The sequence below is a fragment of the Brevundimonas intermedia genome (genome assembly GCF_027922165.1).
Taxonomy (GTDB): Bacteria; Pseudomonadota; Alphaproteobacteria; order Caulobacterales; family Caulobacteraceae; genus Brevundimonas; species Brevundimonas intermedia.
The window spans coordinates 1-22473 of sequence record NZ_BSFD01000009.1; the positions used below are offsets into that span (position 1 = coordinate 1).

Sequence of the window (22473 nt, forward strand, 5' to 3'; positions counted from 1 at the left end):
AGCAGGGCTTCATCGACGCCGCCAAGCTCGAAGAACTCGCCACCAAGCTGGGGAAGGGCACCTATGGGGCCTATCTGAGGCGCGTACTCGCACAGGCCTAAATCCTGAGGTCGTCATTCCGATTGACTTTATCAAAGAAACTTCGCGCAACGCCAATTTACAAGGATAAATCAACCCCAACGTCGTTTACAGATGTTGGCCTAGTTCCGAACTGAAATTCAGAATCGGGTGACCCCTAGGTCCTGCGGATTAACGAGATGGGCATGCCGCAGATACTGTGCGAGGATATGCATCAGGCTCTGATGTATATCTTCAACGATCCCATAGTTTCCTGAAGCCACATGAAGCGAAACGTCGGCCATTTTCGACGCAGTCCCGCCGGCGAACCCGGTCATGGCAACAACTTTCAAACCATGCTGATGGGCCGCCTCAATAGCGCGGACTATGTTCGGAGACTGCCCTGAAGAGCTTGTGGCGATCAATAAGTCGCCCGGTCGCCCAAGGGACGTTACTTGATAGGCGAAGATATCATCGAACGAAATGTCGTTGGCGATCGCCGTGATTAGCTCTGGCGAAGACGACAATGATTTAACCCTGGTGCGGATATTTGTACCGGTGCGTATACCTTTCAGGTAGTCGCAGAGCAGGTGGTTGGAAATCGCCGCCGAACCGCCATTTCCACAAGAAAGTATCGTTGCGTCGGTCTTTATGACATCGAGGAGCAAGCGGGCAGCTGCGTCAATGGCCTCGGGTGCAATGCTACGCCGGGCTAATTGCAGTTCAGCGAAATAGGCTTCGCTATACGCGCTTGCACTATCGAAGCTGCGAGTTGGAAAAATCTTAATGCTCATCGGTCAGTGCACGGATCGGAAAAGATGATACGCGTGCCAAGTGGATCAAACCGGAAGGGCACATGCTTGAGGCCGACGGCCCGCTTCACAGGCTCATGGCAGTCAAGCGGCGCATGCACAAGAAGAAAGCCGCCAGCCCCTGCTCCAAGAAGCTTCCCCCCAGTGGCCCCAGCTGACAGGGCTGCGGCGTACCAGTTGTCAATCTGACTGCTACTAATCCCGCTAACCAGTTCGCGCTTAAGGAGCCAGTTCTCATGCAAAGTGGTGCCGAAATCTGAGATTCGACCGGCTTCAAGATCCGACTGCATGCGATAGACCAAGTCCATCATTCGCAGCAGACGCCTCTCGACAGCAGGGTCGCTCTCCATGGCCATGTTCTGCGCAGCAAGCAATTGTGAGGCGCTGCGGGTGGTACCGGTATAGAACATCATCAACTCGGACTGCAAACGCACCTGATTCTCTGGGAGAATCAGAATCGGCTGCACATCCACGGTGTCATCGGGCCGGAATTCAATAACATTAATTCCGCCAAAGGCAGAGGCGTATTGGTCCTGCTTGCCGATAGGCTCCCCACACCGCTCAATCTCGACCTCACAGGCCCAAGCGGCTAGGTCGCCGGCCGTCGCGCTCTCGCCCAGATAAGCCTTCATGGTGTTCAGAAGCCCAACGGTAAACGCGCTTGAGGATCCCAACCCCGTGCCTCTCGAAGGGATGTCGGCAGTCGTAGTCACCTCAACGCCGCCCTTCACCTGAAGCATCTCAAGGGAGTGGCGGAAGAGGCGGTGCTGGATCTCAGCCAAGCTCGTGACTTCTTCGGTCTGGGAGTAGGCGAGGCGAATGCCGCCATCAAACTTCGGGTTTACGCTGATGTATACATATTTGTCGATTGTGCAGCTCAGAACAGCTCCGCCGTGGCGGCGGTAGAAGGCAGGAAGATCGCTCCCTCCGCCTACGAAGCTCATTCTCAAAGGCGTTCGGCTGATAATCAATAAACCGCTTCCTGACTCTGGCCCACACGCGACTCGAGCGGTCCAGTGGCAATCAAGGAAACAGCTTCAGCAAGGTCAGCGACGACGTAGTCAGGATGGCAGGGGTATTTTCCGTCCGCCCCTCCCTCCCCGGTCTGCACTAAGATCGACCTCAGGCCAGAGCGCCGCGCTGCCTCAATGTCCGCTGTGCTGTCACCAATGAACCAAGACTTCTTCAGGTCAACGTTGAGGATCTCCCTCGCCTGTTCGATGAGTGCAATCCCGGGCTTGCGGCACTCACATTTCCGCTTGAGAGTGGGGACTTCGCCGACAAATCCCGCGTCCGGGTGGTGCGGACAGTACTGAATGAGATCGACGAAGGCCCCGTGATGGCCAAGAAGGGTCTGAAGGCGGCGGTGTATTCGCCCCATACCCGCTTCATCGCACTCCCCACGGGCGATCACGGGCTGATTCGTCGTCACGATGACTCGAAACTCGAGAGCGTTTAGTCTGGCCACAGCCGCGCCTGCGCCATCGATCAGACAAAGCTGGTCAGGATCGCTGATATAGCCGTTCAACTCATTGAGTGTGCCATCGCGATCGACGAAGACGGCGTGCTGCGGCATGCTACGTCGCGCCCGCGCTACCCTGCCGCTCTTCAAATGAGCTTCCGCGAGCTCAAGACGGGATGGCGTGCCGATATCTTTAATATATTCAAAGCTCCTGTAGCCAAAAAGACGAGCGCCTGCCGCGAGCAAAGCCGGGAGGTGATCCTTGGCCAGATCCTGTGGTCGCCCGGTTTCAAGCAACCGCCCCAACCCTTTCCGTCTACATACATAGAACGCGGCGTTTACGAGGTTGTCGTAATCGACCCCGTCTGCATGGGGGTAGCCATGCATGGCGACGACGCGATCCGCGTCATCCAATTCAATCAAGTCGGAGTCGGCTGGATGATCGTTTGGATGGACCAGAAGGGTGACGTCCGCCAAATGAACGCGGTGGTGCTCCAGCATCGCCGCTACGTCGATATCAAAGAGCGTATCACCGTAGACCAGAAGAAACTCGTCATCCAGATCGTCGATAGCGGCGAATAGCGCTCCGGCTGTACCCAACGGCGTGTCGCCGTCGTCGCGAAGGGCCACACGTAAAGGTACGTTCGCGGTAGCGGTCGCAACGAATTCGTCAATATCTTTCGCTCGGTGGTTCACCAAAAGCAAGACATCTTCGATTCCCTGGTCAGCGAGCGCACGCAGTTGTCGCCCGAGCAAAGGTTCGCCGCAGACCTCCACCAAGGGCTTCGGTCGTCCATCAAGTCGAACGGCCAATCGCGTTCCCTTGCCGCCGGCCAAGATGACCGCCTGCTTCAACGACGCGCCTCCTGCACGGCGATATCCAGCACCGCTTGCTGGACTGCTTCAATCGAGGTCCGAGAACTGGACCATCCAGTCGCAGCTAGACGCGAAATATCGTAATTTACGCGAGCAACGTCGCCAACCCAACCCTTACTACCCAATCCATACCGGATTTCAGCATCCGGTGAAACGTGATCGCGCACGGCCTCAGCGATAAGGCGCACCGATGCGCCCTGATCCGCAGGGCCGATATTAAACACCACATACTTTCCCGACTGACCGGTGATGTGCAACATGGCGTTAACTAGGTCCTTCACGTGAATATAGGGCTTGCACTGAGCCCCATCGCCAAGAACGTCCAGAACTCCCGGTGTCCGGTTCAGCTTGCGTACAAAGTCTAGGATGACCCCATGAGTGGCTGGGATGCCCACCACATTCGGAAATCGAAATATATCGGCCCGCTGTAACCAAGACTCGACCGCCGCGCGTATTTGCGCTTCAGACGCCAGCTTCATCGCTCCATAGTTCGAGACTGGCTCCCAAGGCCCTGTGGTCTCCGTAAGACTGGCACCTGCGTGATCGCCGTAGATAGCTGAACTAGAAGCGAAACGAAGAGAAGGAACGCGGAACTCCCGCATGAATTTCAGCACGCCGAACGTTGTTAGAAAGGTCCGATGCAGATCCACCGAGGGATCCTCAACGCCGGCAGGAATGTCCGAGTTGGCGGCGAGATGCCAGACCTCGCTTACCACAATCCCGGCATCCATCACAGCGCGCCCTAGGGCTTCCGCGTCAGCGCAATCGACCTGGCGAAAAAGCAATCTTCCGTCGTCGGGAACATCAGGTAGCGCATCGCGCCGCCCCAGAGACAAATCGTCGATCACCAGCACCTTGAAGCCACGTTCAAGAAGGACGCGTGCCAAATTTGTGCCGATGAACCCAGCACCTCCGGTGATCAGTGAAAAAGTCATACCACGCCCAACCCGACCGGTGCGGGCTCCACATTCAATGGCTCAAAGCCGCATTGGCCTATTTTTGGTTTCGCATAGCATGTTCCAGGGGCGACAACGGATTATCGTAGCCCAAGTCCGCGTGACGACGATAGCCCCTAGAATCAAACCCTTCGTTGGGATTGCGATCTTCGCGGTGACCATACTCTAGATAGTGCTTCAACGGCTCGACACCAGCTTTCGCCACATCACCGTAAGCCGCAATATAGAAAGCCGGATCGAAATGTGGATGGGGACGTAAGCCCATTTTCCAACCATAGGACATGTAGTGGAGCAACGGCGACGCCGTTGTTTCCAACCAAGAGGCCTGCCCGCGATAGAAGTTCGGGTCGAACAGCAAATGAGGCTGTCCACCCCGAGCGCCATGCGCCAAGAAGTGCTTTAAGGCATCGCCATACAGCTCCGATTCATACTGCTCGCAGTAGAAAACGTCATCAAAAATCGGATGGCTGCGCCGCTTCGAATCCCCGCCGCGCAGCAGATACATAGCCATTGGCGTGTCGCCGTCTGCCAACTCCGGAGTGAGCCGTTCAGCGTACTGCAGGTCGATAAGGGGGTGCGGATTCCGGCGCTCAGCCCAACCATACTGCACGAAATGCACCAAAGGATTCTTCCCCGAATCCGCGACATCGGAATTCTGAACCAGGTAGTATGAGCTGTCGAATAGCCACGTCAGTTCTTTTCCGCCAAGGAAACCGCCCGAAGCATACTCGGCCAAAGCATTTTCTTCAGGAACTTCACTAACCGAAATCGCACCTTTATTGCATAGCGCATTGAAATAATCGCCTAAGACTTGGATATCCGATCGCGTCGATCTAACGCCTGACTTCTTACCCAAGCTCCAGATTGACGACGAGCGTTTCTCCAGGGCGCGAAGAGTTTCGCTATTTCGCTCCGCCTGACGCGCCATGAGCATCTTCTGTTTTTTGAGTGTATTCTGCAGGTCCTCGATCGCCTGATGAAGCTCTGCACCCAACGCCCGACCAGAATGACGCGCTTCACCCAAAAAGTAATTTTGCAGGGCCGGCTGTACGCGCTGCAGTAGCTCAACCTGATGGCGTAAATCACCGGTTGGAAGGTAGCCAGTAATTCGATCAAGCTTGTATTCAAGCAGCGTATGACTCACCGAAGCGCTTTGCGAGTCTAAGACGCAGTAGGTGACGTAGCCCGCGTCCGCAGCGACGTTCACCCAAAGGCGCTCAAGTGCGTGCGCTAGGGCGCCGTCAGTCGGATGGGGCTCCTTCTCGAAGTCATCATAGTCCCAGCCCGCTTCAAGCATCTTCTTCACCGCCACGGGACGGAACCAAAACATCCCGCCGTAGACAGCGATAGGTGAAAATTGGTCCAAACGAAGCGCGACCCCCATGCGGGTTGCCGCCTCGATAGCTCGCTGGCGGTTGACAAACCAAGCGTGTCCCGGCGTTGGGTAGCCAAAATGGTACATCGCGGGAGCAACGATTCCGAGCCGGGGATTGCTTTCAAAGAGATCCAGAAGGTTCGCTACGAAACCTTCGCTTCCGACCGTGTTGTGCAGCATATGCCGTTTGAATCGCGCGCCCTTTTGCGGATCTACCTGTGGAGATTTCTTCGTATGCAGGCGACAGATCAGATCATAGTCCCCATTGTTCAGCAAATCTTCGCACGTTACGAGTAGAGCAGCCATGTCGCGCCCACACAATACTTCGACCACACGCACAATAGTCTTTTCTATTTTGGGGTGTCCCGCAACGGCGGCCTCGATACGAGACTTGCGCGCCGCATCCGTTGTGGTGCAAATGAAGTCAAATTTCCCGGGAATGTTAGACGCATACTCCAACAGTTCCGGGACAAGTTCGTCATAGTGGGCGTGTGCGAAGACGGCGATGCGCCCGACGTCGGGCCTCTTGCGTGTCTTCTTTAGCCGCACGTCGGGCAGGACGCGTAGAAGTGAAGCGTTGGTGTACAGGGTACGCGATGTGGTAGCGCGCGTTATATTCTGCCAAATCAATCCTAAATTGTAAGCTGATCGCTTCTCGACGAGATCGAGCGCGCGCGCCACATCCACAGCCTGTTCTTCTACAAAGATCGGATCGTGGAACAATGCGCGTCGCTTGAGGATGGGCGAGCGCCCTTCGATCGTGCGGTCGATTTCCATGAAAGCCGCGTAGGGTGCGCCGTAGTCTTCAGGCTTCACATATGAGGAAACCGCAAAACCGCGCTTCTGAAAATACCCAGTTACCTCTAGCTCATGCAGACGGATCGAATCTTCATAGCTGCGGATAACCGGAATATTGTCCCAGTAATTCTTAAAATATTTTGACTCAAGAATCGGCTTCCTAAAGCTGATGAAGTGCGAATTAAGATGGAAAGGAACGAACTCGCGTCCCATCGCGGGATCCCCAACCACCTCCTTGTGGGCTGTGATGCCCCACATGGCGCACTTGGTCTTTTCCATAGTTCCGAACATTTCGGAGAATGGGAAAATTGGCCCGTAAAAGGTATGATTGAAGAGAATGACCTCCTCATAAGCCTTTAGCTGTTCGAACCCAATGTGATTGAGTCCGGCCCTGTAGGCACCCACGTCAAAACCGTCGTTACTACGAACTAGGATTTCGTCAACAATAGGCTCGACCTTGGCGCGCGATTCCTTGGTCAGCTGCCCGTTTACCACGAATACTATACGTTCGCAGTGCTCTCGCATCGAACGCAGCAGGACAACCATGTAATCATCTAGGATGCCTTGGCCGTCATAAAAGAACGAAATCGCCAGTCGTTTCATCGGTCAGATCACTTAGTCAGAAGCTGAGAATCGATCCAGTCGCACAGCGACCGCAAGCCGGCGTCCAGGGACCAGCGCGGCGTCCAGTCGAGCGCCGCTTCGGTGCTGGCGATCACGCAGGTCGCACTGCGGACGTCGCCATTGCGGTATTGCCCCGACACATGGGGTTCCGGTGCGTCATAAATACGGGAGATGTTGGTTGCGAGATCGCGGATAGTGGTCACCCGACCAGTGCCGACATCGTATACTAGGCGCTGCGGCAGAGGTCGGGTAGCCGCCCGTGTCAGAGCATCGGCCACATCCTCAATATAGACGAAGTCACGTCCAATATTGCCATCCTCATACAGTGGAATGCTCTTGCCTTCCTTCGCCCAGCGGATGAACAGCGGTACGATCCCAGTGTAGGCATTGGTCAGAGACTGGCCAGGTCCGTAGACGTTCTGAAGACGTAGGAACACCAGTTCAATGCCAAAGGAATGCGCCCACGCTGAAAGAATCTGCTCTTGCGCCAGTTTAGTCGCGCCGTAGACGCTGGTCGGACTGGGCATTGTCGTCGCCGCGTCCGATGGCAGGGAACGAGCGCCAGGGAAATCCCACTGACCAGCCGCGAGTTGGGCGTCGGACCTCTGCCCGGGATAAAGAACCTTTCCCTGATCGGCCGCCCAACTACCCTCACCATAAACGGCGCGACTGGAGCTCAGCACGATCCTTCGCGGCCTCAAACCGGCGCTCGCGAAGGCGTCAAGCATGCGGGTAGTGCCGACAACATTGACCTCCGCATGGCGGCTAGCCTCGGTAAGGGACTGCCCCGTACCGGTTTCGGCCGCTAGGTGGATAACGGTGTCGATCTCGATCTTCTCTTGGAAGAAGTCGCGCCAAGCCTCAGGGTCGCACACATCACCTTTGATCAGCTCCACACGCACATCCAAAGCGGCAGGGCGGACTCGATTAGCGTGAACCTGGGGGTGCAAATTGTCGAAAGCAATGACCCGATCAAACTCAGAAGCGAGCGCCTCTGACATGGCGCACCCTATGAACCCCGCGCCTCCGGTAACCAGGCAAGTTTTCATGGTCAAGATCCTCAGCCATTCCGATAACGGCCGTCGACAGGCCGATGAATAATAAATCAAGTCAAAGGGTTACCCTCCGACACTATACAAAATACTATTCGGGTGCCGACCGACGAAGAAAGAAAACTACCATCCGGCCCGGCGCGCCACATATTCTGCGATTGCGAGAGACGAAGTCAGACCTGGTGACTCGATTCCCTGCAACAAAGTTAGCCCTTTAATCCCCAAATCATCCGCAGTTTCGACGCAAAAGTCTGCATCAGGCCCCGCTGGCCCGACCAGTTTCGGCCGAATCCCGGTGTAATCTGGCGTTAGGTCCTCTACAGCGATATCAGGGTACCAGCGACTGATAGACTGATAGAAAGACAGTTGGCGCCCTGGACTGAAGGAATAGTCGATATCATCGACCCATTCCACGTCCGGGCCGAAACGCGCCTGGCCGCCGAGATCAATCGTGGCATGTGTGCCCAGGCCGCCAGGAACGGGCACGGGGTATACGAGATGTTTGAAAGGCGAGCGTTTTCGCAACCGGAAATAGTGGCCCTTTGCGTATCGCAGTGCACGAGTGGCTCCCGGGGCCACGCCTTCGAGTGATTGTCCGACTTTCTCACCGTTTAGGCCGGCTGCAACAACGAGCTGATCGACCATCACTGAAGCTGGATGTTCACCGCCGACGAACAGTTCAAAGCCGCCATTCGGCAGAGTTCTGCCGCGCTCAAACTTCGCGTTAAAAGCAAAAATGCCGCCATTCGCCTCCACGTCGCCCTGGAGAGAGAGCATGAAGGCGTGACTGTCCAAAATGCCGGTGGACGGAGAAAGCAAGCCAGCTACGGCCTTCACAGCCGGCTCCATCAGCCGGACCTCCGCGCCACTCAGCATCCGAAGATTGGTGATGCCGTTACCCCTCGCCTTCGTATAAAGAGCGTCAAGGGTGCTTATCTCGGCGGGCTCCACTGCAATAATTACCTTGCCGCAACGCTGGTGCGGAAGTCGGCGAGTCGATAAGTACTCGTAAAGTAGATCGCTGCCACGCACGCAAAAACGAGCCTTTAGGCTGCCCTGCGGATAGTAAATCCCAGCGTGTATAACTTCACTGTTCCGGGAGCTGGTTTCCTGACCTATACCTTTGTTTCGCTCGATCACCAAGACTGAGCGGCCGGCTTCGGCGGCCGCGCGCGCGACTGCCAAGCCCACGACACCTGCGCCAATGACCGCAACGTCAAAGTCAGCCGACATGCTGCAATTCAGCTCGCGGTCAGCCAGGGGAGAGACTCGGCGTAGTAGGCCGCTAAACGGTCCCAGGCAGCATCATCCGACCAGCCGATCGGCGGCGCCAGGCGATCCGAATTCAGACGGATCATCGGCTCATCAAAGTTAATCTGCTCTCCCAGTTCCAGCTTGCATTCAAGACCCAATCTCGGCCGCATGGCGGCTGCGAAACGCTGGGCGAAGGCGCCTTGGCTTTCCGCAAACCCGATCGGACCAATAGTTTGATCTGTCACAGACGTCACGATGTCCGCGACGAAAGCAGCATAATGCAAAGCCAAACGGTCGACGAAGATGTTGTCTCGGAGGTACGTCGGAGTATTGACACGGGCAGTCTCTCCCTTGGCCCATGTCTGGATGAGGAAGTTACAAAAACGCGGCTCCTCCAGCACACCGAACGGGTTGGCGATGTTGAACTTGCCGAGGCGCACGCCCACACGGCGGGCCCAAAACCTTACAACCTGATAAGAAAGGCTCTTCGAAAGCCCGTAGGGTGAGAATGCCTCCAACAGGCCGTCACCCACGCCGTTGTCGTTCTCGAACACGCTGCCAGTGGCCACCACGGCACGCAGACCATTCGCTTTCATGGCCTCCAGGACAAGCGCCATATTTTTCGTGTTAGCGGCTATGGCCCCCGACACGTCAAAATCAAGGCTCTTGTAGTTGCCCACTTCGGCCGCGTGATGGCAGAGTACATCAAAAGACTCGGAGCGAGTCATGGCCAAAAAGCCGTCGTCGCCGAAGCTTATCGACTCGCGGATCTCGGCAATCGCCGCAAGCTCACGAATCCGCACGCCTCTGACGCCGTCAGAGTTACCAAGGTCGCCTCGCGTCGTGGCGACGACCTTATGGCCTGCTTCGACCAACGCCTTGGCAAACCATAAGCCCGTAAACGAGGTGCCACCGGTGAGGAGAATTTTCACCCAAGGCTCCGGAATGAAGCGACCCCGTGGAATGTGGGATCGAAGTCAGGCCAAGCCGCGTCCTTCTGGGAAATCTCGACTGGCTCGATCGGCCACTCCACGCCGATCTTCGGATCACTCCAACGAATTCCGCGCTCAGCCTCAGGGGCGTAGGCGTCACTCACCATGTAGATCGCTTCAACGTCGTCTGTAAGCGTCAGGATGGCGTGCCCAAAACCGCGGGGAACATACATTGACATACGGTTCTCGGCAGAGAGTTCCGCGCCGAACCATTTGAGATAGGTAGGAGATTGCGGACGCAGGTCCACAATCGCGTCCCAAAGCGCACCCTGGATGCAACGCACAACCTTGACTTCGGCGTGGGGCGTCATCTGATAGTGCATTCCGCGTAGGGTGCCCTTCTTGCCTGAGAGCGAGTTGTTCATCTGGACGAAATGAGAGACTAGGCCCTCCCGCGCGAACTCAGTTTCGCAAAAGGCCCGCGCAAAGAATCCGCGATCGTCGCCGCGCTTCTCCAGTTCGATTAGTCTAGCGCCCTCGAGCGGCGTTTTGTGAAAAATCATCTGCGGATCCTACTTCGCGTATGTCCAGTCGAGGTTCCGGGACAGCCGCCCGGCTTGGATATGACCTTCAAGCATCTTGAGACGCATGAACGGCGAGTTCCTGAAGTCAGGATCATCGAAGGCCATCCGCTCTAGCCCGACAAGGAGACGATCAATGGACGCCAAAAGAGTCACTTGGGGTTGATGTTTCGGCGCTAACTCGCGGAAGAGGGAGAAATCCACCTTGTAGGATCGTTTGTCAGGCTGGGCGTCAGTGTTGATGCTCAGCTTAGTGCCCATGACCTTGTTCTGCACGGCCTCGGCAAGGTCCTTGACCTGATAGTTCCATTCATCAGAGCCGATGTTGACGCACAGGTAGGCTCCGCCATTATCTGCCGAACGATCAACGGCCCAATCTATCGCCCGGGCCATGTCCATGACGTCGATCAGCGGCCGCCACGGACTGCCGTCCGAAAGCACGGTGATCTCGCCTTTTGCTATCGCGCAAGCGACAAAGTCGTTCAGCACTAAGTCCAGCCGAAGCCGGTCGGACATGCCGCAAGCCGTGGCGAACCGCAGGCATGTGACAATCATGCCGCCTCGATCCATTTCGACCAGAGCCTTTTCTGTGCCTACCTTCGAGCGAGCGTACGCGGTTTGAGGTGCTAGTTCGTCGGATTCACTGCGGGCCCCGCCCGGCGCGAAGCCGTAGACGCTGCAACTGGAAGCGAAGATGAAGTTCTTGACGCCTGCCGCGGCGGCCTTACGCGCGCAGGCGATACTTGCCTCCTGATTCACTTCGTGGGTGACGGCTTCATATTGGTTACCCATCGGGTCGTTCGAGATGGCGGCCAAATGCACGACCGCGTCGACGCCTTCGAAGCAGCGGTCGGGGATGTTCCGAACATCGCCGAAATACTGCCCCGTAAGCACGTGTTCGGGCGAATCCAGCGCACCCGACAAAGCATGAGCGAAATACCCCGTGTCGTAACCCCAAATTTCGGCCTCGGGACGAGCCTCGCGCAAGTAACGACCTACGCCAGGACCCACATAGCCCTGATTACCAGTCACTAGGATTTTCAATTTATCGATCCTTCAGCCCACTTGAGGAGGGAGGTTACCAAATTTTCCATGGCGCCTTCCCGGCGCTCCATAGCTCTTCGAGATGACGTTTGTCCCGCAACGTGTCCATGGGCTGCCAAAACCCGTTGTGGAAATACACGCTCAATTGACCGTCGGCCGCCAGTTGCTCCAGGGGTTCGCGCTCCCAGACGGTGGAGTCGTCTTCGATATACTGCTCTACAGCGGGATTAAGGATGAAGAAGCCGCCGTTGATCCATCCACCGTCGCCAGTGGGTTTCTCCATGAACCCGGTTACACGCGAACCCTCGTGCGTCATCGCACCGAAGCGTCCCGGGGGCTGGGTCGCTGTCACGGTCGCCAGGCGCCCCTCCTTCTTGTGAAGTGCAATCCCCGCCGCAATGTCCACGTCGCCCACGCCGTCTCCATAAGTTAGGCAGAACGCTTCGTCGTCCCGGACATAGGGCATGATACGCTTAATCCGCCCCCCGATCATCGTATCCTCACCTGTATCTACGAGAGTAACCTTCCATGGCTCAGCTTTGGCGTTGTGAATCGTGGTCTGGTTGGATGCAAGATCGACGGTCACGTCGCTACGATGCATATAATAATTTGTGAAGTACTCCTTGATCACGTAACCTTTGTAACCAAGACAAACAATGAATTCTGTAACGCCATGGGCACTGTACATCTTCATGATGTGCCATAAAATCGGCATTCCCCCGATTTCGACCATGGGCTTCGGACGGGTGCTGGTTTCCTCAGACAACCGTGTGCCCAGGCCGCCCGCTAAAAGAACCGCTTTCATATGTTGTCCCCTGATAGAAGCGCGCTCGTCGTAGTCGGTGGGTCTGGATGACGTCAAGTCGAAAGGATCAGGGTGAACAGCCCACCTGAGATGGCGGGCGGTGTTCATAACGGTCGACAACGAGGCCGCGTGTGATTTAGATCGTCGGACCATAGGGCAGTAATATCGGGCCGACTCAACGACTGCTTGAACGAACTTATTGTAGGGAACCAAAGGGCCTAATGACCAACATCGTCGCCATGGGGCACAGCCATCTCACGCGAGTCCGATCCGCCCTTGACCATAGGAATTTGCCGCCCGCCGGAACCGGCCCAGCGGATATGGCTGCGGTCTGGCTGCACGACGTCTGGGTACACAACACCGACTACGCCGCTCTTGGCGACAGCGGGCACATTGAATTCAACGCCTACGTAATCGCTCAGGCCGAATCGCAGATCGTTGATATGGCTGATACAATTTATTGCGTTCAATTCGGCGGATCGGGACACGTGGTCTTGGGGCTCCAGCGCCTGTCGCCTGCCTTTGATTTTGTATACGCGGGCGCTCCAGATCTTCCTATTGAGCGCGGCGCCACGGTCCTTCCTGCGGATTTGGTGTCTCGCGCGCTCGATGCACACATGGCTCCGTATATGCTCCAGCTGGAGGCCCTTCGTCGGATGATCAAACAACCGATTGTCTGCCTGGAAACGCCACCACCGTATGAAGATGACGCCTATGTCGCGTCCCATCTCGGCAACTACATCGCACAGCCTGAGAATGTGGTTGGTGCCCCCCTGCGCCGCAAGCTATTCCTTTTACATTCTCAAAAGGTACGTGATTTTTGTCGTTCAAACGACATAGAATACATGGGGGCTCCACCCCACACCATGACTGACGACGGATACTTGGTGCGTGACGGATACGGTGAGGACGCTACGCACGCCAACGTATGGTATGGTGAGCAGGTTCTTCTTCAGATCGAAGAGCGCATTTCGCAAAAGATCGGCGCCTATACCGCTTTCGCCTGACAACACTTAAGGCAACCCGATGACATCTCATCCCTACAAAAATCTTCCCTCGCATACGCGCTGGTATCGGGCGGTCAGCACCATTGAGCTCAGCGCCTTTGATCCCGTCGTCGATTTTCCTTTTGTGATCGCGAGGCACGACAAGGTTGCGACTGCAGGCAGTTGCTTCGCGCAGCATATCGCTCGCCACATGAGGTTGCGTGGGTTCAGCTACTTTGTGGTTGAGCAGGGGCACTTCCTAGCGAGCGACGCGATCTTGGAAGAATTTCAATACTCGACCTATTCCGCCCGATACGGCAACGTTTACACTTCTCGACAGCTGAAGCAGTTATTTGAACGCGCCTATGGATCAACGGCGTATGATCTGGATTCGTGGCCACTTGGCCACGGCCGATACGCCGATCCGTTTCGTCCGACAATTCAGCCCGGCGGGTTTTCATCGTTGGCGGAACTCGAAATTGATCGCGCCCAGCACTTGGCGCAGGTCCGTCGCATGTTTGAAGAGTTGGATTATTTCGTCTTTACGCTGGGGCTGACCGAATGCTGGTTTGACCGTGCGACGGGCGCGGCGCTGCCGATCTGTCCTGGTGTCAGCGGAGGCGAGTACTCCGACGATACAACAGGATTCGTCAATCTTTCAGTCGCCGAGGTCGTGGCCGACATGAAGGAGTTCTTGCAGAATCTGGCGCGGGTCAATCCTCGGGCGCGGGTGATTTTAACCGTTTCGCCCGTACCTCTGGCCGCCACAGCCATAAATCGCCATGTAGTAACATCGACGGTATATTCAAAGTCTGTTCTTAGGGTGGCGGCTGAGGAATTGACATCCGAATTTCCTCACGTCACTTACTTTCCCTCCTTTGAGATCATCACGGCCGGACCGTCGGCCGGCCGCTATTTCGGCGAAGATAGGCGCTCGGTATTGGAAGACGGCGTAAAGCACGTAATGGGCCTGTTCTTCAAACATGCAACTGATGCCGGCGCGGTGGATGCAGCCGCGTCAACAAACGCCGAAGCATCGAGCGTGGCCGAGGGGCGAGCCTCGATCAACGCGATGAAGGAGGTGGTGCAGGTTCTGTGTGACGAGGAGCTTTTGGCGAGGGAGTAGCTACGCAAGCGCTCCCAGCTTGCAGTCAAAGCCTCATAAGGACCCATGCCCTCATCCGTTTCAAAGACAGCTATGTTTCCGCAAGGCGCCAATTCTCGAGGCCGCGTCCCTTCCGACATCCGGGATGAATTGGCCCTGCTCAACGACCAATTGATGCAGCTGACGCATCGTATCGTGGCACGCGATTCCGACTTCGTGGCCATGTTGCAGCGCCAGGCGGAACTTGAGGCCCAGGTGGAGCTGTTGTTGCGGTCAAAAGCGGGCAAGCAATTGCCGCGCCCGTTGCGCGTTCTCAAGAAGCGATTACGGCAGATGGGCCTCCTCCCAAACTTGCGACGAAGCGCCTCCATCGCGACCGGGGACGAGTACCAGGTGCTGCAAAACGCCCGTCGCCATGCCCCTCCGGAACTCCTGCCCTTCCTAAGCGAACTCGACCGCTACCAGTCTTGGTGCTTTGCCAATGCTTTCACAGAAGTCGCGCGGCGTGATCTTGATGCAGCCCTATTGGCTGCGGGAAAGTTACCACGATTTTCAATCATCACGCCCGTCTACAACACCTCGGCCCGTCATCTGGACGAGCTTTTGGCCTCAATAATATATCAAGTCTATTCTAACTGGGAGCTTATACTGGTTGATGACGGAAGCGACTCCGCCGAGACGATCGCAGCTCTGTCACGCATCGAAGGTCTCGATCCGCGAATCCTCGTCATACGCGAAGATGAGAACCGCGGGATAAGCCACGCCACGAATCTCGGCGTTGATGCAGCACAAGGAGAAGTCGTCGCCTTCGTCGACCATGACGACCTGCTGACCCCCGATTGTTTGGGCGAAATCGCTCTCTATTATGCGGCTCACCCTGAGGCGGACATCGTCTACAGTGATGATGATAAGATCGACGACGAGGGGCGTCGATTTGCCCCCCAGTTCAAGCCCGACTGGTCGCCGAGCTTGCTGATGTCGTTCATGTACATGAGCCACATTTTCACGGCGCGCCGATCACTGTACGTCGCCCTCGGCGGACTAAACAGCCACTTTGACGGTGCCCAAGACTACGACTTCGCTTTACGCGCCAGTGAACATGCCCGCCATATCGGGCATGTTCCCAAGATTTTATATCATTGGCGCGCGACGCCGGGTTCCACGGCCGTATCAGGCGACGCCAAGCCGAAAAGCCTGGAGCGCGGCCGGCAGGCCGTCCAAAATGCCCTGCTTCGACGAGGGATCGATGGGCAAGCCATCATTCCCGACTGGGCCAATGCAGCCAAAGTCGGCATGTTCGAGATTGAGTTCGCGGATGATGGGCCCGCCGTCACGATTGTGATCCCGACGTTCAACAAGGCCGAACTTTTACGCGACTGTCTGAAGTCGCTACTTAAGACAACGTATCAAAACTACGACATCCTCGTAATCGATAACGGAAGTAACGAGCCTGAGGCGCTGTCACTGCTTCAGGAGGCCGCAAATGACGGCGTTCGTGTCGTGCGTATTCCGCAACGAGAAAATGGTTTCAGCTACGCCGCCCTAATGAACCAGGCGGTAGCCGAGGTGTCATCTGAATTCGTGCTGTTCTTGAACAACGACACCGTCATCCGTTCAGACAGCTGGTTAAGCCAGATGATGGGATACGCCCAAATGCAGGGCGTGGGCGCTGTCGGCGCTCGGCTCTACTTTGAAGATGGATCCATTCAGCACGCAGGCATCGTACATGGTTATAACGATGGCCTGGTCGGGCACGCTTTCAGAAGTCTTGCCCCGCACGACTGGGGCTATATGGGTTTTGTCCGGACAGCGCGGGAATATTCTGCTGTCACCGCAGCTTGCATGTTAACTCCCCGAGCACTTTTTCTAGAACAAGCCGGCTTCGATGAAGACAACTTTGCTGTTGCATACAACGATGTTGATTATTGCTACAGGCTGATAGGCAGCGGACATCGATGTGTCTATGTTCCTACTGCTGAACTTTTCCATCTAGAGGGCAAGACCCGATCCCGGCACGATGCCCCCGAAGAGGTGATCAATCTGCGTCGCATCTACAAGGACTGGCGGGATCCTTGGTATAATCCTAACCTTTCTCTGGCGACGGAAAGTTTTGAACCCATTCCACGGCGTTCGCCCGGCCGCTTCCAGGGGCGGCTGCGGGTGGCCGCCATCTCCCACAATTTGGAGCGGGAGGGGGCGCCGAACACTCTCTTTGACCTCATGGTTGGTCTCAAGCGAGCGGGGATCGTCGACCCCCTCATTCTGTCGCCACGAGACGGACCGTTGAATGCCGATTACACAGACGAAGGCATTCCTGTCGAATTCTTCACCCCTCCCGCCGTGGGATGTCTCGACGCTAGTTTCGTGGATTTGACAGCGCGCCTCTCGCAGCGCCTAAGGCAGCTCGCCGTGGACGTTGTGGTCGTTAACACGGTGCCGATGTTCTCAGGGGTTTCGGGGGCTACCCTGGCGGGCATTCCGGCGATATGGTGCCAGCACGAAAGTGAAGCGTGGCATACATATTTCAATGCAGAAGCGCCTCGTGTCCGCTCGCGTGCCTTTGCTGCCTTTTCTCAAGCGTATTGCGTCACGTATGTTGCGGACGCCACTCGCGAGGGCTGGGCTCCCCTTCATCTTCGGAACAATAGCCTCACCGTCCGGCACGGCATTCCGCCTGAGCGACAGGCTGCAGAACTGGCAAAGTGGAATCGCAAGGATGCTCGTGAGCGGCTAAAGATCGCCGACCACGAAGTCGCAATCATGCTGATGGGGACCGTTTGTGATCGAAAAGGACAAATCGATCTAGTCGAGGCCGTCCGGCAACTCCCGCTTGACGTCCAGCAGAATGTCCGCGTCTTCATTGTGGGCGCGCATGTCGAACTGACCTATCGGGACCGTCTGCTGAAGGTGCTAGGCGAAATGGCCCCCGACATGTCTGGAAGGGTGAGGCTCACCGGAGCGGTACAGGATATGTCGCTATATTACGCTGCGGCGGACATCTCGATCTGCACCTCCCGCATCGAAAGCGCGCCAAGGACTTTGGTGGAATCGATGGCGTTCGGTCTCCCCATTATCTCTACGCCTGTCTTCGGCATACCGGAGATTCTTGACTTCGGTGTAAACGCTCTCTCGTATGCGCCCGGGGACTGCAAAACGCTCGCAGACCTGCTGACTCGTCTTGTTCGCGACACGGCCCTAAGGCAAGCAATGGGGACGCAAAGCCCGCTCGTCCTGAAAAGTCGCCCCGGTTACGCCGAAATGCTGGATCAATACAGCGCGCTCATCCGCGAAGCGGCCATGCTGGGCCACGACCGTCTTCCTCTTTCTTTTGAAAGTATATTATCGAGTGACTGAATCCAATGCCGCTGCCGACCATTGGGACGCAATGTATGCCTCGGCGACGCGTTCGGCCTGGACCCAGAACCCTATTGTCGCGCAAGAGGTCTATACACGCATGACAGGGCAGTCTGGCTTCTGGCTGGATTGGTTGTTCACGCAAAAGCTCCCGCCCGTGAACCGTCTGCTCGCGGTCGGGTGCGGGGACGGGGGCCACGAATTGGCCATCGCTCGCCTGAACTTCGCTCGCGAAGTGGTCGCATTTGACGCATCTCCCGTGGCCATCCAGCTCGCACGAGCGTCGGCGGAAGCTGAAGGGCTTTCAATAGACTTCTCTGTCAGGCTCTTCGAGGAATTCATCGAAGAGCCTGGGCAAGCGGATGCATTCGACGCGGTTCTATTCTCTGGCTCATTGCACCATGTCGTCGATCTTGAAGGCATGCTGACTTCGGTAAGAAAGGTTCTCCGCCCCGGCGGTATGGTGATCGTAAATGAGTATGTCGGGGCCTGCTACCAGCTTTACCCCCGGTCTCAGGTGGACACTGTCAACAGGGTGCTCGGCCAAGTTCCTCAAGCGTTCCGGACGAGCCGCGACGAGCAGTTGCGGCTTCCAACCATGGATATGATCATCGCGAACGATCCTTCGGAGGGGGTCCGCGCGCCGCTAATACCAGTATTGTTGCCGATGTATTTCCAGCCGACCTACGAGCGCTTCGTCGGCGGAGCCTTGCTGCACCCGCTGTTCGGGCATCTGAATGCTAACAAGGTCAACGACGGGTCACCCGAGAGCGAGGCTTTGGTGTCGATGCTGATCGCGATTGAGAACGAATTGACGGCGGCAGGCTGCCTTCCAAACGACTTCATGTTCGGCCTCTATGAAAAGGCATGAATCTAAGTCAGTTGTCCGGTGCCCTTTCCACGATCACTTCATCGAGTTCCAGCCAACCGGCCAACGCCGAGGTCATGATACTTATGCGGAAGTCAGCGGGCTCTACCTTCGTCCAAGTTCTCGACAGCGTCAGTTCGTACTTTCCAGCGCGTACGAATTCATGGCGTAGATAGACTGCGTCTGCGCCATGCCCCCATTCTATGAACAGGTCCGCCAGGTCTTGCGGTTCAATTTTGAACCTCGCCTTGGCGACCCACACTCCGGGCGGAAGCGCGATGTTAGGTCCGTTGAATAGCAGTCGCCGCCTGCCCAAAAGTTCAATTCTACGGTCGTCGCCCTGGGTATCCTTCTCGTAGGTGAACATATCGACGCCCCATGCCACGCGCGTGCCGGGCAATGTCGGAAGTCGATCATATAGCGCGAAGGCGGCCGCGCGAGGATTGGCGCAGGCAGATGATCCCTCCCCCACTGCCTCAACATGCCCAAGGCCTGGAATTTTTAGACTAGGATCCGATTGATAAGCGACCGCCGCGCCCCGCTCAGCTACGGTTGATGCGATCGCCAAGCGTAGCCCCGCGTGATAGACGGCTTCACGCTCATCGAACCCGTCGTTGATGAGCAGATCCAGTACATGGCTTGGCGAAGCTGTATGGACGATCCAGTGTGCGCGCGCGTCCCCGGTATCGCTGAACCATCCAACGACCACAGAGTTGTCGTTGAAGTCATCAAGAGTTTCGCCCGCCTGGATTTCCGCATACTCCCAGCCCGCCCGTGCGCAGGCCTCGGCTATCTGGGCGCGCCAACCCGACACAGCCGCCGTGGGAACCTGAAAAATGCGGACCTGCTTAAAGGACTGCATCACGCCGCTTTCAACCATTTATAGACATCAACGGCTTCGCCAACATCATCGAAAATTCTGGCTCTGCCCCCTTCAATGACTAAGGCACGTTCACATAGGGATGCAATCATATGCATGTCATGCGAAGCCATGATGTAGGCACGGTCTGCACGTCGTTCAAACAGTTCTTCATTGCACTTACGCTGGAACCGCGCGTCACCGACGGAAACCAACTCATCGATTAGATAGCAGTCAAACTCTATGGCCAGTGTAAGACCAAAGGCTAGGCGCGCTCTCATGCCAGCCGAGTAATGCTTCACGGGCCTGTTCATTGCAGGTCCTAACTCCGCAAACCCTTCTACTCTTTCAAAGACTTGTTCAAAATCACGCTCATATATACGCGTAATAAAGCGAATATTATCGAGCCCTGTCAGGCTGCCCTGAAAGCCACCGCCCAGCCCGATCGGCCATGACGATGTCATCGACCATTTCACCGTGCCAGACGAAGGTTGAAGGATTCCGCCAAGGATTTTTATAAGGGTCGACTTACCCTGCCCGTTTCGACCGAGTACGGCCAACCGACCTTGGCGGCCGAGATCGAAACTGAGATCGCGCAGCACAGGCCTTGAGCCTGGCGCAGGATAAGTCTTGCCCAGTCCGTCAACGCGAAGGCCCACTCCCTCGGCGGTCGTCATCAATGTGTTCTGCTTTCTCGAATGCTAGCCAGCACAAGCCATCCGATACCGTACAACACTAAGGCCGTGGCGAAGACTGTGAGGATCATCATCCAGCGGCGTGGTTCCGAAGAGCTATCCGGCGCAGTTGGGTTCACCACCCGGACCAGATAGAGGTGCTGACGGCGTCCGTCCAACCGTGCGTTGTTTAGTGCGGCAGTGGCCGAAGCGACCAGTCGGTCCGAAAATTCCTTTTCGAGCACCAGATCCTCATAGGCCGCGATCTTAGGCGCCAAGGACCCGCGCTGCCCAACCACGCGCGCCTCCTCCAGGCCAATCTGACGCTGAAGCGCCGCGACTTCACTGTTGATCACACCAATTTGGGGGCTTTGGGGAGTGGTCGACACGACCTGAGCAAGTTGCGCCTGCAGAGTCGCCAGCCTCAACTTCAACTCGCCTATCAACTCGGACGCCGCGAGCGCGGTACGACCCGGATCAATCACTCCTTCTCGATTTCGAAAGGCGGTTAAGCCTGCTTGGGCGTTCATCAATCTGGCCTGCGCTTCCTGCAATGTGCGTTCAGACTCAGCCAGCGCATCACTGGAAGACCGCTCATTCAACCGATTGACTAGGCGTTCTCCGCCATCGAGCAGCGCGTTGTTGATCCGCTGCGCTTCCTTGGGAGAAAAGGCTTCAACACGTAGGGTACTTATGCCCGTTGCAGACTCATGTCCGACCGTCACATAGGATTGAAAGCCTTTATAAAAGGCGTCAAACGACCGATTAGCCCACGGTTGCGGCCGCCGCGAGAAAATATCAATGTCAGCGCGCCCATAAGCCTGACCAATATTCAACGTCCTTTGCAGGTCAAGCACGGCGTCGCGCGAGCGGACATACTCGTGTACAGCGAAAACGCTGGAAGAACCGCTCGAAATCCCAACCCCCTGAAGCGCCGCCCCCAGAACGGACGGTTGTTCTTGCGAGGAGCTTCGGACCATAAATTTCGCCTCCGATACATATCGCGGCGACGCTACAACAAGGTAATATAGCATTGCTAACAATGTTGGCAGTATAACAACTACCAAGAAACCTACCGGCAACCTCTGAAGAAGACCAATTTCAGGTTCGGTAGATTCCAAATCAGTATTGTTAGGTCCAATATAATTTAGCCGAGGCTCAGTCATTTACCGCCCAATCCACATATGTAGCAGTGGTGTGTTTTAAAGTGACATCAATCGATATCAATAAGACGCTGCGCACGTGCCAAAAGCACTAAGCCCAGCAAATTCAACCCCAAAGCCCACGCCGTTATATAGACAATACTGTAGTGGGTTGGAACAAATTCCCCAAAAACGGAAGCGCGAATCATCTCCACGCCATGTGGAAGTGGGTTTAGAAGGTAGAGGGCCTGGTACTGCTGCGGCACCCAATCAACCATAACAAAAGCACCAGACAGAGGAATCATGAGGTACATGGAGACAGGCAAAATTCGCTCCATAAACTCAAATCGGATAGCGATGGCAGCAAAAGTGACAGCAAACCCGTGAGAAACAACCGCTAATGCGAGATAGCCAAAATACAGGAGGAGATAATTTCTAGGAGGATGAACAACGCCAATAATGAGAAGAAATATATAAACGACGATAAAAGCCATGGTCCCGCCTGCCAGCTCCATAAGCGATCGAGATATGTAAATATGCAGCGGCCGAACGCGCCGATGGTACAGTAGGCCAGCGTTTGCCTGAAGGGCCCCATTGGCGTTGCTGACAATGTGTCGGAAAAGGAGGATGGACATATATCCAGTCATAACGAAAGCGGCGACGTGAATGCCGTGTTCGTACTCCGGTTTAATTATCCACCAGAGCCCCATGACGCCAAGACAGAAAAGCAGCGGCTCGGCTACTAGCCAGAGAAAACCAATGCCTTCTCGACCAAAGCGCGTCACAATCTCTCGCATGATCAACGAGCCGATTATCACGGCGTGACGCTTAGCGTAGCGGAACATGCCTTCGCCTTT

19 protein-coding genes are annotated in these 22473 nt (G+C 56.1%); 4 read left to right on the top strand and 15 right to left on the bottom strand.

The genetic code is table 11. The annotated features are described in order from the left end of the window. Positions 1-218: 218 nt before the first annotated feature. The 11 genes from PKE72_RS11530 to rfbF all read right to left on the bottom strand — a co-directional run bounded on the left by PKE72_RS11530 (position 219) and on the right by rfbF (position 12628). Positions 219-851, bottom strand: coding sequence for a D-sedoheptulose-7-phosphate isomerase (locus tag PKE72_RS11530; RefSeq protein WP_271165523.1), 633 nt, complete (start codon positions 849-851; stop codon positions 219-221). After that, entirely contained in the window at positions 848-1813 is a 966-nt protein-coding gene (locus PKE72_RS11535; RefSeq protein ID WP_271165524.1) for a GHMP family kinase ATP-binding protein, read from the bottom strand. Before PKE72_RS11535 ends, PKE72_RS11530 begins: the two co-directional genes overlap by 4 nt. Before the next feature lie 23 nt (positions 1814-1836). Then, positions 1837-3186, bottom strand: coding sequence for an HAD-IIIA family hydrolase (locus tag PKE72_RS11540; protein WP_271165525.1), 1350 nt, complete (start codon positions 3184-3186; stop codon positions 1837-1839). Next, entirely contained in the window at positions 3183-4142 is a 960-nt protein-coding gene (locus PKE72_RS11545) for an NAD-dependent epimerase/dehydratase family protein (protein ID WP_271165526.1), read from the bottom strand. Before PKE72_RS11545 ends, PKE72_RS11540 begins: the two co-directional genes overlap by 4 nt. 58 nt (positions 4143-4200) lie before the next feature. Beyond that, complete coding sequence (locus PKE72_RS11550) at positions 4201-6939, bottom strand: rhamnan synthesis F family protein (protein ID WP_271165527.1); 2739 nt, start codon at positions 6937-6939, stop codon at positions 4201-4203. An 8-nt stretch (positions 6940-6947) separates the two neighbouring features. After that, on the bottom strand, positions 6948-8009 hold the full coding sequence (locus PKE72_RS11555) for an NAD-dependent epimerase/dehydratase family protein (RefSeq protein WP_271165528.1): 1062 nt from the start codon (positions 8007-8009) through the stop codon (positions 6948-6950). 126 nt (positions 8010-8135) lie between these two features. Further along, complete coding sequence (locus tag PKE72_RS11560) at positions 8136-9245, bottom strand: NAD(P)/FAD-dependent oxidoreductase (RefSeq protein ID WP_271165529.1); 1110 nt, start codon at positions 9243-9245, stop codon at positions 8136-8138. Between the two features lie 8 nt (positions 9246-9253). Beyond that, the gene (locus tag PKE72_RS11565; RefSeq protein WP_271165530.1) at positions 9254-10198 is read right to left on the bottom strand and encodes an NAD-dependent epimerase/dehydratase family protein; all 945 of its coding nucleotides are present in this window, start codon (positions 10196-10198) and stop codon (positions 9254-9256) included. Next, a complete protein-coding gene (gene rfbC / locus PKE72_RS11570) occupies positions 10195-10761 on the bottom strand; it encodes a dTDP-4-dehydrorhamnose 3,5-epimerase (protein WP_271165531.1) in 567 nt (188 codons plus the stop codon). Before rfbC ends, PKE72_RS11565 begins: the two co-directional genes overlap by 4 nt. A gap of 9 nt (positions 10762-10770) precedes the next feature. Continuing rightward, complete coding sequence (locus tag PKE72_RS11575; protein ID WP_271165532.1) at positions 10771-11823, bottom strand: NAD-dependent epimerase/dehydratase family protein; 1053 nt, start codon at positions 11821-11823, stop codon at positions 10771-10773. A gap of 34 nt (positions 11824-11857) precedes the next feature. Beyond that, complete coding sequence (rfbF, locus tag PKE72_RS11580) at positions 11858-12628, bottom strand: glucose-1-phosphate cytidylyltransferase (RefSeq protein ID WP_271165533.1); 771 nt, start codon at positions 12626-12628, stop codon at positions 11858-11860. Positions 12629-12849: 221 nt separating this feature from the next. Here rfbF and PKE72_RS11585 point away from each other — a divergent pair, with 221 nt between their 5' ends. Genes PKE72_RS11585 through PKE72_RS11600 form a run of 4 tightly spaced genes read left to right on the top strand, consistent with a single transcriptional unit; the run spans position 12850 to position 18944 of the window. Continuing rightward, positions 12850-13635 (top strand): hypothetical protein, encoded by a 786-nt coding sequence (locus tag PKE72_RS11585; RefSeq protein WP_271165534.1) that lies wholly within the window; start codon positions 12850-12852, stop codon positions 13633-13635. 19 nt (positions 13636-13654) lie between these two features. Further along, the gene (locus PKE72_RS11590) at positions 13655-14740 is read left to right on the top strand and encodes a GSCFA domain-containing protein (RefSeq protein ID WP_271165535.1); all 1086 of its coding nucleotides are present in this window, start codon (positions 13655-13657) and stop codon (positions 14738-14740) included. A 45-nt stretch (positions 14741-14785) separates the two neighbouring features. Continuing rightward, the gene (locus tag PKE72_RS11595) at positions 14786-18073 is read left to right on the top strand and encodes a glycosyltransferase (RefSeq protein WP_271165536.1); all 3288 of its coding nucleotides are present in this window, start codon (positions 14786-14788) and stop codon (positions 18071-18073) included. Next, on the top strand, positions 18066-18944 hold the full coding sequence (locus tag PKE72_RS11600; protein ID WP_271165537.1) for a class I SAM-dependent methyltransferase: 879 nt from the start codon (positions 18066-18068) through the stop codon (positions 18942-18944). Before PKE72_RS11595 ends, PKE72_RS11600 begins: the two co-directional genes overlap by 8 nt. 7 nt (positions 18945-18951) lie before the next feature. Here the strand turns inward: PKE72_RS11600 and PKE72_RS11605 are convergent, their stop codons facing one another. The 4 genes from PKE72_RS11605 to PKE72_RS11620 all read right to left on the bottom strand — a co-directional run bounded on the left by PKE72_RS11605 (position 18952) and on the right by PKE72_RS11620 (position 22461). Continuing rightward, positions 18952-19821: a hypothetical protein gene (locus tag PKE72_RS11605; protein ID WP_271165538.1), complete on the bottom strand. Its 870-nt coding sequence runs from the start codon at positions 19819-19821 to the stop codon at positions 18952-18954. Continuing rightward, on the bottom strand, positions 19803-20477 hold the full coding sequence (locus PKE72_RS11610; protein ID WP_271165539.1) for an ABC transporter ATP-binding protein: 675 nt from the start codon (positions 20475-20477) through the stop codon (positions 19803-19805). Before PKE72_RS11610 ends, PKE72_RS11605 begins: the two co-directional genes overlap by 19 nt. Then, positions 20477-21454 (bottom strand): KpsE/RkpR family capsule polysaccharide export protein, encoded by a 978-nt coding sequence (locus tag PKE72_RS11615; protein ID WP_271165540.1) that lies wholly within the window; start codon positions 21452-21454, stop codon positions 20477-20479. Before PKE72_RS11615 ends, PKE72_RS11610 begins: the two co-directional genes overlap by 1 nt. 233 nt (positions 21455-21687) lie before the next feature. Continuing rightward, the gene (locus PKE72_RS11620) at positions 21688-22461 is read right to left on the bottom strand and encodes an ABC transporter permease (protein WP_271165541.1); all 774 of its coding nucleotides are present in this window, start codon (positions 22459-22461) and stop codon (positions 21688-21690) included. Positions 22462-22473: the final 12 nt, after the last annotated feature.

Coding starts and splice junctions, on each gene's coding strand:
- PKE72_RS11530 (WP_271165523.1), bottom strand. CDS start 851: ATGAGCATTAAGATTTTTCCAACTCGCAGCTTCGATAGTGCAAGCGCG.
- PKE72_RS11535 (WP_271165524.1), bottom strand. CDS start 1,813: ATGAGCTTCGTAGGCGGAGGGAGCGATCTTCCTGCCTTCTACCGCCGC.
- PKE72_RS11545 (WP_271165526.1), bottom strand. CDS start 4,142: ATGACTTTTTCACTGATCACCGGAGGTGCTGGGTTCATCGGCACAAAT.
- PKE72_RS11550 (WP_271165527.1), bottom strand. CDS start 6,939: ATGAAACGACTGGCGATTTCGTTCTTTTATGACGGCCAAGGCATCCTA.
- PKE72_RS11555 (WP_271165528.1), bottom strand. CDS start 8,009: ATGAAAACTTGCCTGGTTACCGGAGGCGCGGGGTTCATAGGGTGCGCC.
- PKE72_RS11560 (WP_271165529.1), bottom strand. CDS start 9,245: ATGTCGGCTGACTTTGACGTTGCGGTCATTGGCGCAGGTGTCGTGGGC.
- rfbC (WP_271165531.1), bottom strand. CDS start 10,761: ATGATTTTTCACAAAACGCCGCTCGAGGGCGCTAGACTAATCGAACTG.
- rfbF (WP_271165533.1), bottom strand. CDS start 12,628: ATGAAAGCGGTTCTTTTAGCGGGCGGCCTGGGCACACGGTTGTCTGAG.
- PKE72_RS11585 (WP_271165534.1), top strand. CDS start 12,850: ATGACCAACATCGTCGCCATGGGGCACAGCCATCTCACGCGAGTCCGA.
- PKE72_RS11590 (WP_271165535.1), top strand. CDS start 13,655: ATGACATCTCATCCCTACAAAAATCTTCCCTCGCATACGCGCTGGTAT.
- PKE72_RS11595 (WP_271165536.1), top strand. CDS start 14,786: ATGCCCTCATCCGTTTCAAAGACAGCTATGTTTCCGCAAGGCGCCAAT.
- PKE72_RS11605 (WP_271165538.1), bottom strand. CDS start 19,821: ATGGTTGAAAGCGGCGTGATGCAGTCCTTTAAGCAGGTCCGCATTTTT.
- PKE72_RS11610 (WP_271165539.1), bottom strand. CDS start 20,477: ATGACGACCGCCGAGGGAGTGGGCCTTCGCGTTGACGGACTGGGCAAG.
- PKE72_RS11615 (WP_271165540.1), bottom strand. CDS start 21,454: ATGGTCCGAAGCTCCTCGCAAGAACAACCGTCCGTTCTGGGGGCGGCG.
- PKE72_RS11620 (WP_271165541.1), bottom strand. CDS start 22,461: ATGTTCCGCTACGCTAAGCGTCACGCCGTGATAATCGGCTCGTTGATC.